Source organism: Helicobacter equorum, from assembly GCF_900198655.1.
Lineage (GTDB): Bacteria > Campylobacterota > Campylobacteria > Campylobacterales > Helicobacteraceae > Helicobacter_F > Helicobacter_F equorum.
Window position 1 is genome coordinate 58,396 of sequence record NZ_FZPO01000008.1, and the last position, 17,294, is coordinate 75,689.

Sequence of the window (17,294 nt, forward strand, 5' to 3'; positions counted from 1 at the left end):
TGATTAGGCTTTCTACACGATAGATGAGTATAAAGTGAGAGTTCATCACTTATCCCAAAAAGAGATTTTTTGACAGAATCAAAGAAATAATGACATACCATAATGATTTCTGCTTGTGTATTGACATGCTCATAATTCATAATTACATCATAGTCTAATTTGTATTTTGTCCTGAATGCGATACCTGTTGATAATTTATATGCCATCGTCCATAAGAATCTACCCTGACTTGGAATAGCTGCTGAAAATACGCCATTATCCTTTAAGAGCAGACATGAATGTGCTACAACTTCTGGCAAATTTGTTATATGTTCTAATACCGCACAGGATATGATTCGGTCATAAAGTGTATTTTCATTAGTAATATATCCCCCCCCCCTTGTTGAATACGTGTTTTCTGTAATTTGTGTAATATCTTGATAGATTGCATTTACATATTGTAGCTTTGGGGAATCTTGATATAGCGTTTCGAATGGTTCAATAATATCATAATGGCTTAAATTATGCTCGTATGATATTTGATTTAGTGTTCCAGCGCCTATTTCTAGCGTTCTGTATCCACCTATGTCTTTTGTATCTTTTGCTACTTTATGGTGCAACCAACGTTCAAGTTTTTGAGCCATTCCGTTAGCTACTCCTTCTCCTGATCTATTGCTTTTGTAGTGTTCTTCATAGATGGCTTGATAAGCATCTGGTAGTGGATTTTTTACTTTTGGAAAATTATGAAACATTTACTCTCCTTTGTTTTAGCGTTTTAATCCATTGACGGTTTGTAGCATAGCATCTGCTGTTTGGATTGTCTTAGAATTTGCCTCATACGCTCTTTGACCTGTGATAAGATCTGTCATTTCCTCTACAAGTTTGACATTACTCAATTCTATAAAGCCTTGCCGTAGTTGTCCAAAGCCATCTATGCCCGGCACACCTGCAATAGGTTCTCCTGAGGCATTGGTATTGATAAGTAAATTATCACCAAGCGCGTGTAATCCAGCAGGATTGACAAAATTTACAATCTCAATTTGTCCTAATACGTTAACTTCTGTTTGATTGCCTTCTAGCACGCTCACCGTGCCATCTGTGCCTATGTTGATTTGTGTGGTATTTTCGGGAACTGCAATATTTGGAATGAGTTGATAGCCTTCAGGTGTTACGATATTGCCCTCGTTATCGAGCTTGAAACTTCCAGCGCGTGTGTAAGCGATATTGCCATCAGGGAGTTGGATTTGAAAAAATCCATTACCCGTGATTGCTATATCTAGGTTATTTTCTGTTTCTTTTGGGTGTCCTTGAGAAAACATTTTTTGCACCGAAATCGGACGCACACCAATGCCCACTTCTATACCTGTAGGAGAGATGGTTGTTTCACTCGTTGAAGTCCCAGCATATTGGAGCACTTGATGAAATAAGTCCGCAAATTCTGCGCGTTGTTTTTTAAAGCCTATGGTATTGACATTGGCGATATTATTAGAAGTTGTATCGATTTGTAATTGCTGTCCTAGCATACCTGTGGTAGCGGTATAAATAGACCTCATCATAGGCAATCCTTTGTTGTTTGTTGCGTCTTGGACGACATAAATACAGAATCTAAAAGCAAAAGTAATTCCTTTAATATCTTGTAAGAGAAAATACATTATAATCCTCGCCCATAGATTTACAACCAAAAAGGCACGGAAATGTCCTATCCTATCAGTGATACCACATTATTGCATACACTCTTTGTTGTTGGGATTATTGTTGAAGCAATAACGGGTGCTTTGGCTGCAGGTAGGCATAAAATGGATCTTTTTGGCGTGATGTTTATCGCACTTGTTACTGCCATTGGTGGAGGTTCTATCCGCGATGTATTGCTTGGGACTTATCCGCTTACATGGGTAGAGAATCCATCATATGTGATTATTATTTGTGTAAGTGCGATTCTTACGACACTTATTCCCAAAAAACTTGTGCGATTTGAAAAAGTTTTTTTAAGCCTTGATGCGTTGGGATTGGTGGTATTTAGTATTATTGGTGCGCAAGTAGCGATGAAAAATGGTCATGGTTTTATTATCGCTGTGAGTGCAGCGTGTATTACAGGGATTTTTGGTGGAATTTTGCGCGATATTTTTTGCAATCGCATTCCGCTTGTGTTTCAAAAGGAATTATATGCCGGGGTGAGTATGATTGCAGCGACTTTATATTATGTGCTCGTGGTGGGTGTTGGAGTGGATTCATTGCTTGCAGTGCTTATCACGCTTGTATTTGGCACACTTTTGCGCTTGTTTGCGATCGGTTATAAGCTAAATCTCCCCACATTTTCCTATGAAGATACGCATAGATCACATAAATAAAAAATAAAAGGAATTGCAATGTCATTAGCTCTTGCTTTGAAATATCGCCCCACTACCTTTGAGGATCTCATCGGACAGCACGCGGTTTCTCAAACACTTTCTCTCGCGCTAGATTCTAAACATATTTCACATGCCTATCTTTTTAGTGGTTTGCGTGGCAGTGGAAAAACGAGTTCAGCTAGAATCTTTTCACGATCGTTGCAATGCGATAAGGGACCTACTTCAAAGCCCTGTGGTGAATGTCAAAATTGTAAGGCTGCATTAGAGGGTAGGCATTTGGATATTATTGAAATGGATGCGGCTTCTAGTCGCAAGATTGATGATATTCGTGATCTTATCGAGCAGACTAAATATCGCCCAGCATTTGGACGATACAAGATTTTTATCATTGATGAAGTGCATATGCTTACACGCGAGGCGTTTAATGCTTTATTAAAAACGCTTGAAGAACCACCTGAGTATGTAAAATTTATTTTGGCTACGACAGATCCGCTCAAACTCCCACCCACAATTTTAAGTAGGACACAACATTTTAGATTTAAACAAATCCCACAAAGGCTTGTAGTAGAGCATATCGCCCATATTTTGGATAAAGAACAAGTGCGATATGACACACAGGCATTAGATATTATCGCACGTAGTGGATCTGGAAGTTTGCGAGATACATTAACGCTTCTTGATCAAGCAATCATTTTTTGTAAAAATGATATTGATACAAGTGGCGTTACGGATATGTTAGGTATCGTTGATCCACAGATTTTTAGTGAGCTCTTTAGCAATCTTTTAACAAATAATCTTAGCGATATTCAAGTAAGTATAGAGGTATTGCAAGAATACGAAAGTGAGATGATTATAGATGAAATGATACTTTTCCTTAAAGATAAGCTTTTAGCAAATGACAAAGCTTATCCGCCATTGCTTTTGGATAGATTTTTTAGAATCCTAACAGATTCTAAAATCCTTCTTGCACATAATACTGATGGGAGTTTTGTTCTTTTGCTAACCTTGCTCAAAATGCAAGAAGCCCTAAAAATAAAAGAAATTGATGCGATGATTGTGGATTTGGAACATCAAATTTTTGGTGCTTCAACTCCAAATGTTACACATACCACAGCAAATATTGTACCAAACCAACCTGCACACAGCCAATCTGCACAGAATCTAGCACAAAATTCCGCACAAGCAACCATTCCAAAGATCCAAAGTCCCTTTGAAATCCTTACGCAAAAGCTATATGATAGAAATTATGAGTTAGGGGAATGTTTTGCGCGGTGTGTGAAGTTTGTGAGTTTTGAAAGTGATACGCTTACTTGGTATTCAAGTGCGGATGGTGAGGACAAAGAGAGACTTACACGACATTTTGAGATTATAAAGGCATTTGTAGCACAAGTTTTTGGTGCGCATACCAAGATTAGTGTGCAAAAATCACAACCACAAACCACCAAGGCACAAGAAAATGGGACAAATCAAGATACTTTGATGAGCAAAGACACTCAAGCAGATCAAAATATGCCCACAAACCAAAACACTCCAAACAGCCAAAAAACTCAAGATAGAGAGTTTATACAACACAATAAAGAGATTGTGGCAAGTTTGGAGGAACACTTGGGGATTAAAGATTATTTTAAATCCTAAATATCACGCAACAAGGAGAAATGATGACATTTACACTAGGAGAAGAAGGTTTGGAGCCACTTTGTGGTTATCTAGATTCATATACAAAGGGACAAAAGCGAGTCTTTTTTTTGCTTAATGGTGATTTGGGGAGTGGCAAGACGACACTTGTGAAAAATTTCGTGCATTTTAGGGGTGGTAGAGATGATGTAACTTCGCCTACCTTTAGTCTTTCACAAGATTATGATGATGTATTTCATTATGATTTTTATCAAAAAGAATATAATCACCTCTTAGAACTTGGATTTATCGAGCTTTTTGAGCGTGAGGGTATACATTTTATCGAATGGGCTGATACTGGTATCAAAGATCTTTTGCAAAAATGTGGTTTTGCAATCGTGCGCGTGGATATTGTGCCTTTAGATTCTGGAGAAAGGGAGTATATAATCAACGATGAATACATTACAAGCACACAATCTTAGTAAGCAAATCAAAAAAATAAAAATTGTTAATGATATTTCTTTGGAAGTCAATAGCAAGGAAGTTGTGGGACTTTTGGGACCAAATGGTGCTGGAAAAACCACGACTTTTTACATGATATGCGGACTTTTACACCCAACCTCTGGGGCAGTGCATTTGAATGGATCTGATATTACAAAGCTTCCGTTACACGCACGATCTAATATGGGTATTGGCTATCTTCCGCAAGAATCAAGTATTTTTAAAGATTTAAGTGTAGAGGAAAATCTTCTTTTAGCAGCAGAGGCGAGTATAAAAAGTGTCAAAGATCGTAAGATCCGCATAGAAAAAATGCTAGAGGAATTTAATATCGAGCCAATTCGCACAAGAAAGGGCGTGAGTTTGAGCGGTGGGGAGCGTCGGCGTGTAGAAATCGCAAGAGCATTGGTAAAAAATCCTAAATTTGTTTTGCTTGATGAGCCATTTGCTGGAGTGGATCCCAAAGCGGTGGTAGATATCCAAAATATTATTTTGAAGCTTATTGAGCTTGATATAGGTGTGCTTATCACAGACCACAATGTGCGTGAGACGCTATCGGTTTGTCATAGAAGTTATGTTATCAAAAGTGGTGCGCTTTTAGCGAGTGGTAATGCGCAAGAGATTTATCAAAATGCCCTTGTGCGTAAATATTATTTGGGAGAGAATTTTAAAGCATGAGTGCAAGATCGGGTTTAGGAGGGAGATTACGCACCAATGTCGCTATCAAACCAAAGCTTTCGGCGACACTAAAAAATTGGCTACCTATCTTGCAAAGTGGAGCTGATAGTATAGAAGAAATTGTGCAAGAGTTTGCCCAAGAAAACCCTTATGTGCAGATTCAAAGCCAACGCACACAATCTCTGTCGCAAAAATCTAAGGTTACCTCCAAATCTCAATCGCAAAAAAATTCTATCACAGACAAGATAGAATCTCTAAGTACTACCACGCAGGATTTATATGAGAGTTTGCTTACACAAATAACACCACGCCTTTTCCCAAGCCAAACTTCTCAAGATATTGCCTATAGTATCATCGAAAATATCAATAATGAAGGATATTTGGATTGTGAAGTGGTAGAACTTGCAGAGGAAGTGGGTGTGAGCGTGGAGGAATTTGAGCGTGTGCGAGGGCGATTTGTGTATCTTGAGCCTTGTGGTGTGGGTGCAAAAGACATGAGAGAATCTTTGCACTTTCAGTTACAAGAGAGTGATTTACATGATGAAGCCTTTACTTTGGGATTAGAGATTATTAGTAATCTTCAAAACCACGCAATACACAAAAATCATCCATGTTATGATGAAGTAATGCGCACCATAAAACGCTTTAGAAATCCACCAACTTGTGATTTTGGTGTGAAGATTCCAGAGGTCATACCAGATATTTTTATTTTTGAGCGTCTAAAGGAAGATTCACTGCAGCATACTTATGAGCTTGAAGTGCGTGTGAATGATATGTATTATCCTAAAATCATTATCGAACATCAAGAAACATTAAACAAGCAGACAAAATCCCAAAGTGATGCACAAAAACAAGCCCAAAGTTTTATCCGTGATAAACTTAAAGAAGCAAAAGATCTTGTTGATGCGCTAGATATGCGTAAGGCTACAATTTTAAAAATCGCTTTGGCTTTGCGCGAAAATCAATATGATTTTTTTATGGGTGGAGAAATACGCCCAATGAAGCTTAAAGATATTGCCCAAGATTTGGGCTATGCACCTAGCACAATCTCTCGCGCTATTGCCAATAAATACTTAGAATGCGATCGGGGAATTTTCCCTATCAAGAGCTTTTTTACTGCAGCAGTAGATGGAGAAACTTCCAATGCTTCGATTAAAGATTTTATCCTTGATCTTGTCAAAAATGAAAATAAGAAAAAACCTTTAAGTGATGTGAAGATTCTAAAAAGTGTTGAAGAGAAGTTTGGTGTCAAAATGGTGCGTCGAACGATCACTAAATATAGGCAACAACTTAATATTGCAAGCTCCAGTGAGCGCAAGAAATTGTATGAAATGAGTGTGTAAGTCAGCCTTTAGCAAGTATGTGCGATAATATAGGAATTTTTGTAGAATGAATAAGGAGATGTAATGTCATTTAAATCTTTTGTACGTGAAAACCCCATATATCAACACTATATTTTACCCATGCGTAAAAAGTATAATGCTTATATAGAATCTAAGCTTGATGATGAAGCATATTTCATACGTAGACATAAAAAAATCTTCGGCTATACACCAGATTTTAGGAATCCACAAACATTTAACGAAAAAATCGTGCACAGAATCCTCTATGATAGAAATCCTCTTTATACTGCACTTGCCGATAAACTTAAGGCAAGGATTTACATTGCCGCAAAACTTGCAAATCTTGATTTAGAGAGTGAAGTAGCATGTGTGTCTCAAAATGCTACATCTAAGGAGCTTGAACAAAAATTTCAGGCTCTTGCAGATTCTCCGACATTTTTAGATTCTAAATCTTCTTCGCCATTATTTGCGCCCATCGATACCCTTACGGATCTTCTTTTTGATACTAATGTTTGCCCATTTTTACCAAAACTCTATGGTATTTATAAAGAAGTAGAAGATATTAACTTTGATGAATTACCCAATTCTTTTGTGCTTAAGACAAATCATGATGGAGGTGGGGTAGTTATTGTTCCGAATAAGGAAGCATTTTTGGGAGATTCCCAGGCATTTGGTGAAGCTATGGAAAAACTTACCAAACACCTTAACACAAATTTTTATACTCTTTTTAGAGAGTGGCATTACAAAGATATCGAACCTAGAGTTTTTGCCGAAGAGCTCTTGGGGGAAAGTGTGCAGATTCTACAACCCCAAGGCTTAGATTCACCAAAGATTGAAAATGGTAATTTTCATACATCCCTACAAAATTTCAAAGTGCCTGATGATTATAAGTTTCATTGTTTTGGGGATGAAATATTTTCTGAAACAATTATCGATAGAGGCATTAATACGCGATGCACATTTTTTGATAAAAATTGGAAATCCATACCTGTAAATATTACTTATGATTTTGCCCAAAGAGATATCCCAAAACCGCCATTCTTTAATACAATGTTTGCGATAAGCACAAGTTTTTATGAAAATATAGGTTATTTTAGGTGTGATTTTTATGTGCTAGATCGGCAACTTTACATTGGAGAGCTTACAATGACACCCGGTGGTGGTTGTTTACCTATTAGACCATATAAGTATGATGCGATTTTGGGAAATTTTTGGAGTGGTATTGATAACACATTAGAATCTAAATTTAACAAATATTGACAAATAAATATCATGTTATAGTCCCGAGTTAATTCCCATATGCCACAAACTTCCTAGCTTTGCATCCCATTCGTTTGGAGTAAATTTACCAGTCCCACCCTCTGGCGTAAAAGTTAGTTCGCCAACAATAATTTTCTGCCGTTTATCAAAAGGTATATGATACAAATCAATACGCACATAATCAAATATTTTAGCGAGTATAAAAGATATATTTTCTAGATATTCCAAAACATTAGGTTTTGGTGGAATAGGGCGATTTGTATTGTCATAAAAAAGACCAAATGGGGCAAGTTTCCATTCTTTGTTCAAGATAGTACGCCTATGATTTGTGAATCTATCAGTAGTTAGTTGGACATAATACTCTCGTAATCCATGAAAACAATGAAACTTATAATCATCAGGCACTTTGAAATTTTGTAGGGATGTATGAAAATTACCATTTTCATATAATTCCGAAATACTAATCATAAAAATTCTGCAAGAGAAATAACAAAAGCATTTAAATTAAAATTTAATTTAATAATCGGTCATATTTTATGCTATCATTTCATCATGGCAAAGATAGATGAACTTAAGGAACAATTAGGAATTTTAAAGTTTTGGCTTGGGATATTTGTCGCCACTTTTTTGGCTGTAATTGGTTGGGGAATTACAAATTATCAGAAGGCAGAGCTTTTTATACTTGTGGGTGCGGGAGTAGTTGCTGTTCTAGCACTTTTTGCTATTTACTTTCTTAGCAAAATGATTAATGCAAAGATTAAGCAAATCGGTAAAGAATAAAGGAAGTTAATATGGAGTATATTATTTTTGCAATAGCCTTTCTAGGAATTTTGACAATCCTTTATCTCGGTGTTAAAACAGCTTTGGAGTTTTCAGAAAAGTAGCATTGGGGTTTTCCATAGTATTCCTATTAGACCATATAAGTATGATGCAATTTTGGGAAATTTTTGGAGTGGCATTGATAAAGTATCAGAATCTAAATTTAAAAAATATTGACAAACAAATACAATGTTGCATTTCTAAGTCAATTTTCAATGTGCCACAAACTTCCTAGCTTTGCATCCCATTCATTTGGAGTAAATTTGTCAGTCCCACCAGCAGGAGTAAAGGTAAATTCACCTATATAAATTCGTGTTTTGATACAATATAAATCTATACGCACATATCTAAAGACTTGGGCTAAACGTAGTGATATTATAATCATTTTGTCTAGAAGCACAGGTTTTTGTGGAATTTTTGAAGCCTTTTTCTCATAATCAAAAGGTATTTTTTGCCATTTTGTATCCATTGCAATCTCTTGTTGCATCGTATACCTATTAGTAATGACCTCAATATGGCTAATATTGTTTTGCATCACATGCATCTTATAATCATCAGGCACTTTGAAATTTTGTAGCGATGTATGAAAATTACCATTTTCAATCTTTGGTGAATCTAAGCCTTGGGGTTGTAGAATCTGCACATTTTCGCCCAACAGCTCTTCAGCAAAAACTCTAGGTTCGATATCTTTGTAGTGGGAAAACTTATTATAAAATCTTATATCCCATGATTTTTGCCCATTGTATATCTTTCCCACATTCTATAGCTACACCATTTCCTACAAAAGAAAGCAATGGTATATCACTAGGGCAGTCACTGTATACATAGGAATTTTGGAGGTCAAACATATCCATATCAAACATTTGTGTAAGCTTATAGAGCTTGCGATGCTCCATGGTATGAATACCATCCATTTCACCATTTAAAATTCCATTTTGTTCTTGCAGACTAATTGCTACGATATTTTTTATACCAAAAAGCTTGGCAAATTCTGTGATATATATTTCTAGTCCCCCGGAAACTATAATGATAGTATGCCCACTTTCTTGATGAAATCGTAATCGTTTTAACACTTTTTCGTTAGTTTTATATATAAGCTCCTTTTGCACATATTCTTTTGCTAGTTCTTGAGCGCGCAACATATCCATTCCTTTTAATTGAGGATATCGAGGAGCTTTGAAATCAAATAAGGGGATTTTTGTGTATCTATGAAGGCGTGGCAATATTCTTTGCTGTAAGCGTAACATTCTCGCATTGTAGTGAGGATTTTCCTTACCAACCATTTCTAAATATGGCGGAATGCTTTGAATAGAAACTAGTGTCTCACAAAAATCAAAAATAGCTAATATTGTTTGCATTTTTATTCCCTATAGTACCAAGATAATAATTGAATGTTCTCTATATAGATTAGTATAGCAAAGATATGATAAATTTTTCTACTTAAGTATATCGAAAAATATCAGCTAGAGCCTGTATAATTTGGTTATTTTCACTTTTGCTTCTTGAAGCTAGACGTATAAATGATTCATTAAGTCCCACCTTATCACTACATGTGCGTATATAGACTCCATATCTGATAAGCATTGCCATTACAAAGTCTAAATCTTCTTTCCAATCCAAGATTTCTACAAGAGCAAAATTTGCTTTGCTCGGATAAACTTTAAGTTGAGGAATTTGAGAAAGACGCATAAAGAAATCTTGTGTTTGTTGAATATAGAGCTTTCTAACATTTTCGTATTTGTTTGTAAATGTGTCTTGTGCGTAGAGTCTGAAGAAATATTCACTAAGTCCATTTGAGTTCCATAAGTAGCCATTATTGAGAAGTTTGGAAACTTTGTTTCTTGCCATAACCCCATATCCTGCACGAATACCAGCTATACCAAAATCTTTTGACATGCTTTTTATTAAAATTACATTAGGAAATTCTGAAAAAAGTGTCCTATATGAAATGAACTTATATTCATCATCTTCAAAAGCAAAGTGTAGAAAACTTTCATCAATGATAATATTCTCTACTTCTGGTAGGTTTGCAATAATTGTTCGTAGATCTTCATAAGGTATGTAGCCACCATTTGGATTATTGGGATTGATGATAACGATACTTTGTGGTTTTTGAGTCTTTACAAATTCAATATAGGATGATATGTCTAGCATAAAGTTTTTATCTTTTTCTAATTGGTAGAATACCACTTCAGTTTTAGAATTGCTAAATTCATAGTAGGATGAAAATGTAGGGATGTTAACTATAATTTTGTGTTCCACAAAATTATGTAAAATAGCTTGGATAACTTCTATAGCCCCATTTCCGATAAATAAATATTCTTTATCAATTCCTAAGCGTTGTGCCAAGATCTCAGCAATCACATCATTTTGTGATGGGTAAAATTCCAATACATTTCTGATTGATTGTGTGCTAATTAGATCATGCTTCATGTAATCCATAAAAAGATCTGTAGCATATGGATTGGATAAAAAACATGCATCAATATTAATGGTCAGATTTGGTATTTGCTGTGTAAGCGTTAAGATACTTGGACTATGACTACCAGCAGCATGTTTTAATGTTTTAATGTTTTCTGCAATAACTCTCTGTTCTTTAGTGAATTGCATAAAATCTCCTTAGTATGGATTTCTAGATATGTGATTGGGCATAGAAGCTGTAGAATATACGTGATATAAATAAGAAACACTAATAAGATTTTTGAGGTAAAAAAATAGTATAAAATGGGGGTTTGATGTGTGGATAGATAGTAAAAATATTACATAGATGGTTTTGTTATCCCCCCCCCCTTAATACTTTAATGACTTTTTCCATTTGCATGCGTGTGCCAATAGTGATTCGAAAGTGATTAGGAATAATATGACGGTAGTCTCGTATAAAGATTTGATGTTGCCCTAAAAGTCTATAGAGATCCTCTGTGTGTGAGATGAGTATAAAATTTGCCGATGAAGGGTAAGTTTTAATATCGAGATCATAAAGTTGTGTACTAAACCACTCTCTAGCGTTTTTTATTTCTTCTACATATGCCCACATGTATTGTTCATCTTTAAGAGCATATGTTGCTGCTATTTGTGCAAATGCAGAGAGACTTTTGGGGTTGCGTAATTTGTTGATCAAAGCTATATTTTGTGCATGACTTATGCAATAGCCAATACGAAAGCTTGCTAAACCAAATGCTTTAGAAAATGTTCGTGTAACAATAAGGTTTTTATACGTGGTTGTGAGATAGGATAAAGTTTGACCACAAAATTCATAGTATGCTTCGTCAATAAGAAATATCGTATAAGGATGGGCTTGGATTAGATTTTGTAACTGAATACTACAATAGGTTGTTCCTGTAGGATTGTTTGGATTGCAAACATAGACCATCTGTGGAGCATAGTTTATAATGGCTTCATTTAAGGCTTCAAGGTTTAAACTAAAATCTGATGAGAGAGGGAAAAAACATGTGTTAATTCCAATGCCTTGTGCTCTGGCTCGGAAATTATCATATGTAGGGGAGACTATTAGAACTTTTGTATTCGCATCCAAAAAGACTTGAAGGATATACTCATGTGCACAATCTGAACCACCAAAAACTTCGATTTGATCCGAATCGACACCAACATATTGGGCGAGAAGTGTGTAGAGTTCTGTATTTTTTGTGTCAGGATACCACTGCAAAATACCTGTATTGAGATGCTCTTGTAAGGCTTGTGTAACCAGAGGTGATGGTGGTAGTGTGGATTCATTCCAATCAAGTTTTAAGATTTTTTCCTTATGTGGTTGCTCCCAAACTTTGTGTGAAGTAGGAATATATGGTTTGAGAGTTTGAACATAGTGATTAGAAGGTAGTGATGTATTTTTAGAATCTTGTTCCTGTAAATCCTCATCAAAGTGAGAATTCCTGTGTTCTTGTATTGTAACACGACTACCACTTATTATTCGAGATTTATAAGGTTTCATCATACTTAAGATCCTTAATGAATGATACAATTCTAGGTTTTTGCACGCTGATATTCTGCCTAGGGAAACACAGTTTTCAAAATCTGGTCTTTTGAGTGACTTCTGCAAAAATTTCATCGCTCAAATCACCAAATAATGGGGTATTACAAAGCTCTATAATTTCACACCCAGGATACATAGGATTAAACTCTATAAAAATAGGATTACCAACTTTATCAAGACTAAAATCCCAACCAACAAGCCCAATATGTGGAATACACATATGCATAGATCTAGCCATATCTAGGACATCTGAAAAGTGTGGAATTTGTGCATCAAAATCCCCTTTTATATTAGGCAGGGATGATATTGCCTCTCCCTTGCCCTTGATAATAAAGTTTCGTAAACTACCAGATTTATCAATACCAATTCGAAAAAATCCGCCATTAGATGTTGGACGCGTATCTCCTACAAGAAGACTACTAGGAAGTGTATGAATTTTACCCTTGTATAAAAGAGTCATAATTCTAAAGGTGTTAACTGAATTTTCATTGAGATTGCTAAGATAGGAGTGTTGTTGTATAAACTCTTGCACAATATAATCATTTTTGTAGTCTTGTAGGATTTGTATGAGTAGTGCTTCATCTTGTTGAGTATTAAGAATCTGCACATTTTTACCCGACCCTGTTGTATTAGATTCGGTAGGTTTCACTACCACCTTTTCATAGGGTTTCATAAGTTGTATGACAGAGTTTTTGTCTATTGGGATAAATATATTAGGATTATTGTCGTGTGGTTGGTAGAAATTGCCTCGAATATTTTTTATAATGCTTTTTGGTTTGTGGTGGTGTGGAAAAAGTGTGTCGTAATAGTTCTTATCGGCAAAAGCCGAAGCATAATTTTGAGGGTTGAAGTATGGAAGTATGTTGAGATAGTAAAATGGATTATCTAGATAACGGACATCTAATGGATGTGATTGATTAACATTATAGATGATCGTATGCCAATCCAGAGTGAGTTTAAGCCTTTGGGCATTACTCCCCCCCCCCATTTATAAAGTTGCTCCAATAACCCAACACAGATTCTTTGTGTTCCAAAGGTAAGGGTTTTAAGTTTTTGTGAAGAGCTATATATTGAGTAGTTTTATCAAAGAAATATTTTAATGATTGTGCTTGGTGATATGAATATATCATGCGTTTTGCATAAGTCTTAATTTGAGATTTGAGTCCTTCGAACATATAAATCCTTCGTGATAAAAATTGCGATATTATACGATATTTTTTGAAAAATCAAAAGTATTGGAGTTTCACTTCTCCTGCGTTACAAGAGAAGTGAATGGGGGCTATTTCATACCTACAGCTACCATTTTGCGTCTGAGATAGGCTATTTTACTTTGTAGTGGAAGCTCTTTTGGGCAGACATCATGACAAGCAATAAGACTCATACACCCAAAGACACCATTATCATTTCCTACGAGTTCATAATAGTCTTCATCGCTACGCTCATCATGTGGATCAATCATAAATCGCATGACGCGATTCATGCCAGCAGCTCCCAAGAAATCTTCACGCATTACTTTTGTTGCGCAACCAGCTATACAGCAACCGCATTCAATACAGCGATCAAGTTCAAAGACTTCTTGTGCGACTTCAGGCTCCACACGCTCCTCTAATACAGAGATATCTACTTCTTTTTGAGAATGTATCCAGCTTTCCACGCGTTTTGTCATTCCCTCAAACCACTCACCGGTATTAACACTCAAGTCTTTAATGAGCTTAAATGCCGGTAGAGGCATAAGCGTGATGATTTCAGGTAGATCTTTGGTGAGTGTGCGACATGCAAGGCGTGGGCGTCCATTGATCATCATACCACAGCTTCCACAAATCCCTGCACGACACACAAAGTCAAAACTCAAATCCGGATCTTGGTGTTCGCGAATGAGATTGAGCGCGATAAAAATAGTCATAGAATCTGTTTCTTGAAGTTTATATTCTCGAAAATGTGGCTTAGAAACAGCACTTTGTGGATCAAACTTTAATGCTTTAATAGTTAAGGTTCTTGCTTGTGTGCTCATTATTTATCTCCTAATCGTTGGTTTCTTGCCTTAAATTTGCTTTGTAGCTCAAAAGGCATTAGTGCTTCTTGGATAGCGTATCTATCACCACCTTTGCTTTGAATCTCTTGCGTGATAGCATCTATTTGTGTTTGTCTTTGTGCAGAGAGAGGGTTTTCTATCATATTGTCTTTGGCCCCATATCCGCGGAATCCAGGTGCAAGTTCCATGTTCATAATATCCAAATCTTCATAGGTAATGGTTGGTAGCGTTTGGTTTGGATCTTCCCAACTTGCAAGCGTGCGCTTAAGCCAATTAAGGTCATCTCGTTTTGGATAGTCCTCACGACTATGTGCACCTCTAGACTCTGTTCTTTGTAATGCTCCAAGTGCTACGCAAAGTGCTATTTTTAGCATTCTTGGCACACGATATGCATCTTCAAGTTCTGGATTGTCGTGAAGTTTTTTGTTTTTGACTTGGATATTTTTGCTACGTTTATAGAGTTCCTCTAGTCGTGTTACTGCATCTTGCAAGCCTTTGCCTTCGCGGAAAATCCCTACATCTTCTTCCATAATTTCTTTCATTTGGTTTTTGATGACATATACATCTTCATTACCAGAATTATTAAGAAGATTTTCAAGATAGCTTTGTTGCTTATTAAGAAAGGTCTCTACAACATTTGTAGAAATATCTGTTTGTGCGCTTTCACAGAACTGAGCAAAATAATCACCAATAATCATACCACTTACCACAGCTTCACTTACGGAGTTTCCACCTAAGCGGTTAAAGCCGTGTAAATCCCAACACGCAGACTCGCCAGCAGCAAAAAGCCCTTGTAGATATGTGTGCCCCTGGTAATTTGTCCGAATCCCACCCATTGAGTAGTGTTGCATAGGCTTCACAGGTGCCCAGCCTTTTCTTCCCTCATCAGCAGGATCGATACCAGCAAATACCTTACAAATATCTTGGACATCACGGAGATTGCGTTCAATATGTTCGCGTCCAAGAATAGAAATATCAAGCCACAAATGTTCTCCATATGGGGATTTAACGCCCTTACCCTCGCGAATTCTTTGAATCATTCTGCGTGAAACTACATCACGGCTTGCTAGTTCTTTTTTTTCAGGTTCATAATCAGGCATAAAGCGATACCCATCTACATCACGCAAGATCCCGCCATCACCGCGACAACCTTCGGTGAGCAAGATTCCAGATGGGAAAAGCGGGGTTGGGTGAAACTGCACCGCTTCCATATTACCGAGTTTTGCAACACCTGTTTCCATAGCAATCGCTAAACCTGTTCCCTCACAGATGACGGCATTTGTAGTGTTTTTGTAGATTCTGCCATAGCCACCAGTGGCGATAAGTGTGCCTTTAGAAATATACGCACTTAATTCACCACTCACAAGGTCGCGCACGATTGCACCATAGCATCTTCCATCTTTGTGGATAAGGCTTAATGCTTCTTTTCTATCTTGAATCTCTACACCATTTTTGTATGCCTCATTTGCCACAGCATAAAGCATTGTATGCCCAGTAGCATCAGCAGTGTAGCAAGTTCGCCATTTTTTTGTACCACCAAAGTCGCGTGAATGGATATAGCCATGTCTAAATTCTTCTTCGGTAATGGTAGTTTTTTGCGCATTGATGATAGCTGTTCTATCACCTTTTTTAATTCTTGTCCAAGGCACACCCCAAGATGCTAGTTCTCTAATAGCTTTTGGTGCAGTGGTTACAAACATTCTTGCCACATTTTGATCGCAACCCCAATCGCTCCCTTTTACTGTGTCGGCAAAATGCAAATCTTCATTATCCCCATCACTCATTTTTGAATTTCCAAGACTGGCTTGCATACCGCCCTGTGCTGCTGCGGAGTGCGATCTTTTTACAGGTACGAGGGATAAGACTATTGTATTTAAGCCTTTTTGTTTTGCTGCAATTGACGCTCTAAGTCCAGCCAATCCACCACCTATTACAAGTGCATCACAATATGTTATTTTCATCTGCTCTCCTTTTATTTACCAAAATCTCGCACATCTTGCGCTTTGTAATCTTGTATGCTTTTTTGTGGATCTAATTCTAAACCAATGGATACATATGCAATATATGTGCATATACCAAGTGCAAGGAAGAAAATTGTCATGCCCATTTTGATAGTGCGAAGTGTTTTGATACTGAGTCCTTCAAACCAACCCCATTTAATACAAAGTCTATACAGACCTACGGATCCATGAACTTCTACTGCAATAAGAAGCACTAAATACAAAAGCCAAAAATGATCTTGCACAAAGCGATATGATGAAGTACTTGGACCAATGGTTTCTGGTTTGGTAAGCATGATGTAGAGGTGAATGCTCCCCAAGAAAAAGAGTGCAAAGCCTGTAAGAACTTGTAAGCCCCAATAACTTGTATCCCCGTGTTTCATAAGGTTTTTATGCACCTTGAAAGACAAAAGTTGTCTGTAGTTAATAGGGAATTTTCGCACTGCCAAAAATGCGTGTGTAACAAATGCAATGATAACAATTGCAACTACGATACTGACGATAATCGTGTTGCCACCCTCAAATAAAAAATCTGCCTCAAAAAATTTGGTTACGGCATACATTGCTTCTTTGCCAAGCAAAATGCTTGAGACAAAAAACATATGCGCTATCATAAATAACGCCAAAAACAAGCCCGTAGCACTTTGGTAAAAATCCAGTTTTGCTGGAATCTTGCTATGCTTGCGTTCTGAAGTTACGCCTGTGTAACTCTCAATCACTTTTTCTTCTTGCATA

18 protein-coding genes are annotated in these 17,294 nt (G+C 36.7%); 7 read left to right on the top strand and 11 right to left on the bottom strand.

Annotated features, from left to right (window positions below; translation table 11 throughout):
* Window positions 1–746: 746 nt before the first annotated feature.
* Window positions 747–1,535 (bottom strand): flagellar basal-body rod protein FlgG, encoded by a 789-nt coding sequence (gene flgG, locus C6H22_RS01680; protein WP_104693645.1) that lies wholly within the window; start codon window positions 1,533–1,535, stop codon window positions 747–749.
* A 138-nt stretch (window positions 1,536–1,673) separates the two neighbouring features.
* Here flgG and C6H22_RS01685 point away from each other — a divergent pair, with 138 nt between their 5' ends.
* The 6 genes from C6H22_RS01685 to C6H22_RS08590 all read left to right on the top strand — a co-directional run bounded on the left by C6H22_RS01685 (window position 1,674) and on the right by C6H22_RS08590 (window position 7,720).
* Entirely contained in the window at window positions 1,674–2,327 is a 654-nt protein-coding gene (locus C6H22_RS01685) for a trimeric intracellular cation channel family protein (protein WP_104693605.1), read from the top strand.
* An 18-nt stretch (window positions 2,328–2,345) separates the two neighbouring features.
* Window positions 2,346–3,962: a DNA polymerase III subunit gamma/tau gene (locus tag C6H22_RS01690; protein ID WP_104693606.1), complete on the top strand. Its 1,617-nt coding sequence runs from the start codon at window positions 2,346–2,348 to the stop codon at window positions 3,960–3,962.
* A 23-nt stretch (window positions 3,963–3,985) separates the two neighbouring features.
* Window positions 3,986–4,423, top strand: coding sequence for a tRNA (adenosine(37)-N6)-threonylcarbamoyltransferase complex ATPase subunit type 1 TsaE (gene tsaE / locus C6H22_RS01695; RefSeq protein ID WP_158654583.1), 438 nt, complete (start codon window positions 3,986–3,988; stop codon window positions 4,421–4,423).
* Complete coding sequence (lptB, locus tag C6H22_RS01700) at window positions 4,395–5,117, top strand: LPS export ABC transporter ATP-binding protein (RefSeq protein WP_104693608.1); 723 nt, start codon at window positions 4,395–4,397, stop codon at window positions 5,115–5,117. Before tsaE ends, lptB begins: the two co-directional genes overlap by 29 nt.
* Window positions 5,114–6,460 carry an RNA polymerase factor sigma-54 gene (locus C6H22_RS01705; RefSeq protein ID WP_104693609.1) on the top strand — a complete coding sequence of 449 codons (1,347 nt, stop codon included), beginning with the start codon at window positions 5,114–5,116 and terminating at the stop codon, window positions 6,458–6,460. Before lptB ends, C6H22_RS01705 begins: the two co-directional genes overlap by 4 nt.
* A gap of 63 nt (window positions 6,461–6,523) precedes the next feature.
* Window positions 6,524–7,720, top strand: coding sequence for an ATP-grasp fold amidoligase family protein (locus tag C6H22_RS08590; RefSeq protein ID WP_158654584.1), 1,197 nt, complete (start codon window positions 6,524–6,526; stop codon window positions 7,718–7,720).
* 15 nt (window positions 7,721–7,735) lie between these two features.
* On the opposite strand, the gene C6H22_RS01720 is transcribed toward C6H22_RS08590, so the two are convergent.
* On the bottom strand, window positions 7,736–8,188 hold the full coding sequence (locus C6H22_RS01720; RefSeq protein ID WP_104693610.1) for an ATP-grasp fold amidoligase family protein: 453 nt from the start codon (window positions 8,186–8,188) through the stop codon (window positions 7,736–7,738).
* Window positions 8,189–8,272: 84 nt separating this feature from the next.
* On the opposite strand from C6H22_RS01720, the gene C6H22_RS01725 reads away from it, so the two are divergent.
* The gene (locus C6H22_RS01725) at window positions 8,273–8,500 is read left to right on the top strand and encodes a hypothetical protein (RefSeq protein ID WP_104693611.1); all 228 of its coding nucleotides are present in this window, start codon (window positions 8,273–8,275) and stop codon (window positions 8,498–8,500) included.
* Window positions 8,501–8,744: 244 nt separating this feature from the next.
* On the opposite strand, the gene C6H22_RS01730 is transcribed toward C6H22_RS01725, so the two are convergent.
* The 9 genes from C6H22_RS01730 to C6H22_RS01770 all read right to left on the bottom strand — a co-directional run bounded on the left by C6H22_RS01730 (window position 8,745) and on the right by C6H22_RS01770 (window position 17,293).
* Complete coding sequence (locus C6H22_RS01730; RefSeq protein ID WP_104693612.1) at window positions 8,745–9,296, bottom strand: ATP-grasp fold amidoligase family protein; 552 nt, start codon at window positions 9,294–9,296, stop codon at window positions 8,745–8,747.
* A complete protein-coding gene (locus C6H22_RS01735) occupies window positions 9,247–9,897 on the bottom strand; it encodes an HAD-IB family hydrolase (RefSeq protein ID WP_104693613.1) in 651 nt (216 codons plus the stop codon). The genes C6H22_RS01730 and C6H22_RS01735 overlap by 50 nt, the downstream gene beginning before the upstream one ends.
* 82 nt (window positions 9,898–9,979) lie before the next feature.
* Window positions 9,980–11,149 carry a pyridoxal phosphate-dependent aminotransferase gene (locus C6H22_RS01740; protein ID WP_104693614.1) on the bottom strand — a complete coding sequence of 390 codons (1,170 nt, stop codon included), beginning with the start codon at window positions 11,147–11,149 and terminating at the stop codon, window positions 9,980–9,982.
* Window positions 11,150–11,315: 166 nt separating this feature from the next.
* Window positions 11,316–12,488: a histidinol-phosphate transaminase gene (gene hisC, locus C6H22_RS01745; RefSeq protein ID WP_233706987.1), complete on the bottom strand. Its 1,173-nt coding sequence runs from the start codon at window positions 12,486–12,488 to the stop codon at window positions 11,316–11,318.
* Between the two features lie 73 nt (window positions 12,489–12,561).
* The gene (locus C6H22_RS01750; protein ID WP_104693615.1) at window positions 12,562–13,515 is read right to left on the bottom strand and encodes a sugar-transfer associated ATP-grasp domain-containing protein; all 954 of its coding nucleotides are present in this window, start codon (window positions 13,513–13,515) and stop codon (window positions 12,562–12,564) included.
* Window positions 13,499–13,702 carry a hypothetical protein gene (locus tag C6H22_RS01755; RefSeq protein WP_104693616.1) on the bottom strand — a complete coding sequence of 68 codons (204 nt, stop codon included), beginning with the start codon at window positions 13,700–13,702 and terminating at the stop codon, window positions 13,499–13,501. Before C6H22_RS01755 ends, C6H22_RS01750 begins: the two co-directional genes overlap by 17 nt.
* A gap of 104 nt (window positions 13,703–13,806) precedes the next feature.
* Window positions 13,807–14,538: a fumarate reductase iron-sulfur subunit gene (locus C6H22_RS01760; RefSeq protein WP_104693617.1), complete on the bottom strand. Its 732-nt coding sequence runs from the start codon at window positions 14,536–14,538 to the stop codon at window positions 13,807–13,809.
* A complete protein-coding gene (locus tag C6H22_RS01765; RefSeq protein ID WP_104693618.1) occupies window positions 14,538–16,520 on the bottom strand; it encodes a fumarate reductase flavoprotein subunit in 1,983 nt (660 codons plus the stop codon). Before C6H22_RS01765 ends, C6H22_RS01760 begins: the two co-directional genes overlap by 1 nt.
* A gap of 11 nt (window positions 16,521–16,531) precedes the next feature.
* Window positions 16,532–17,293 (bottom strand): fumarate reductase cytochrome b subunit, encoded by a 762-nt coding sequence (locus tag C6H22_RS01770; RefSeq protein ID WP_104693619.1) that lies wholly within the window; start codon window positions 17,291–17,293, stop codon window positions 16,532–16,534.
* Window position 17,294 lies beyond the last annotated feature (1 nt).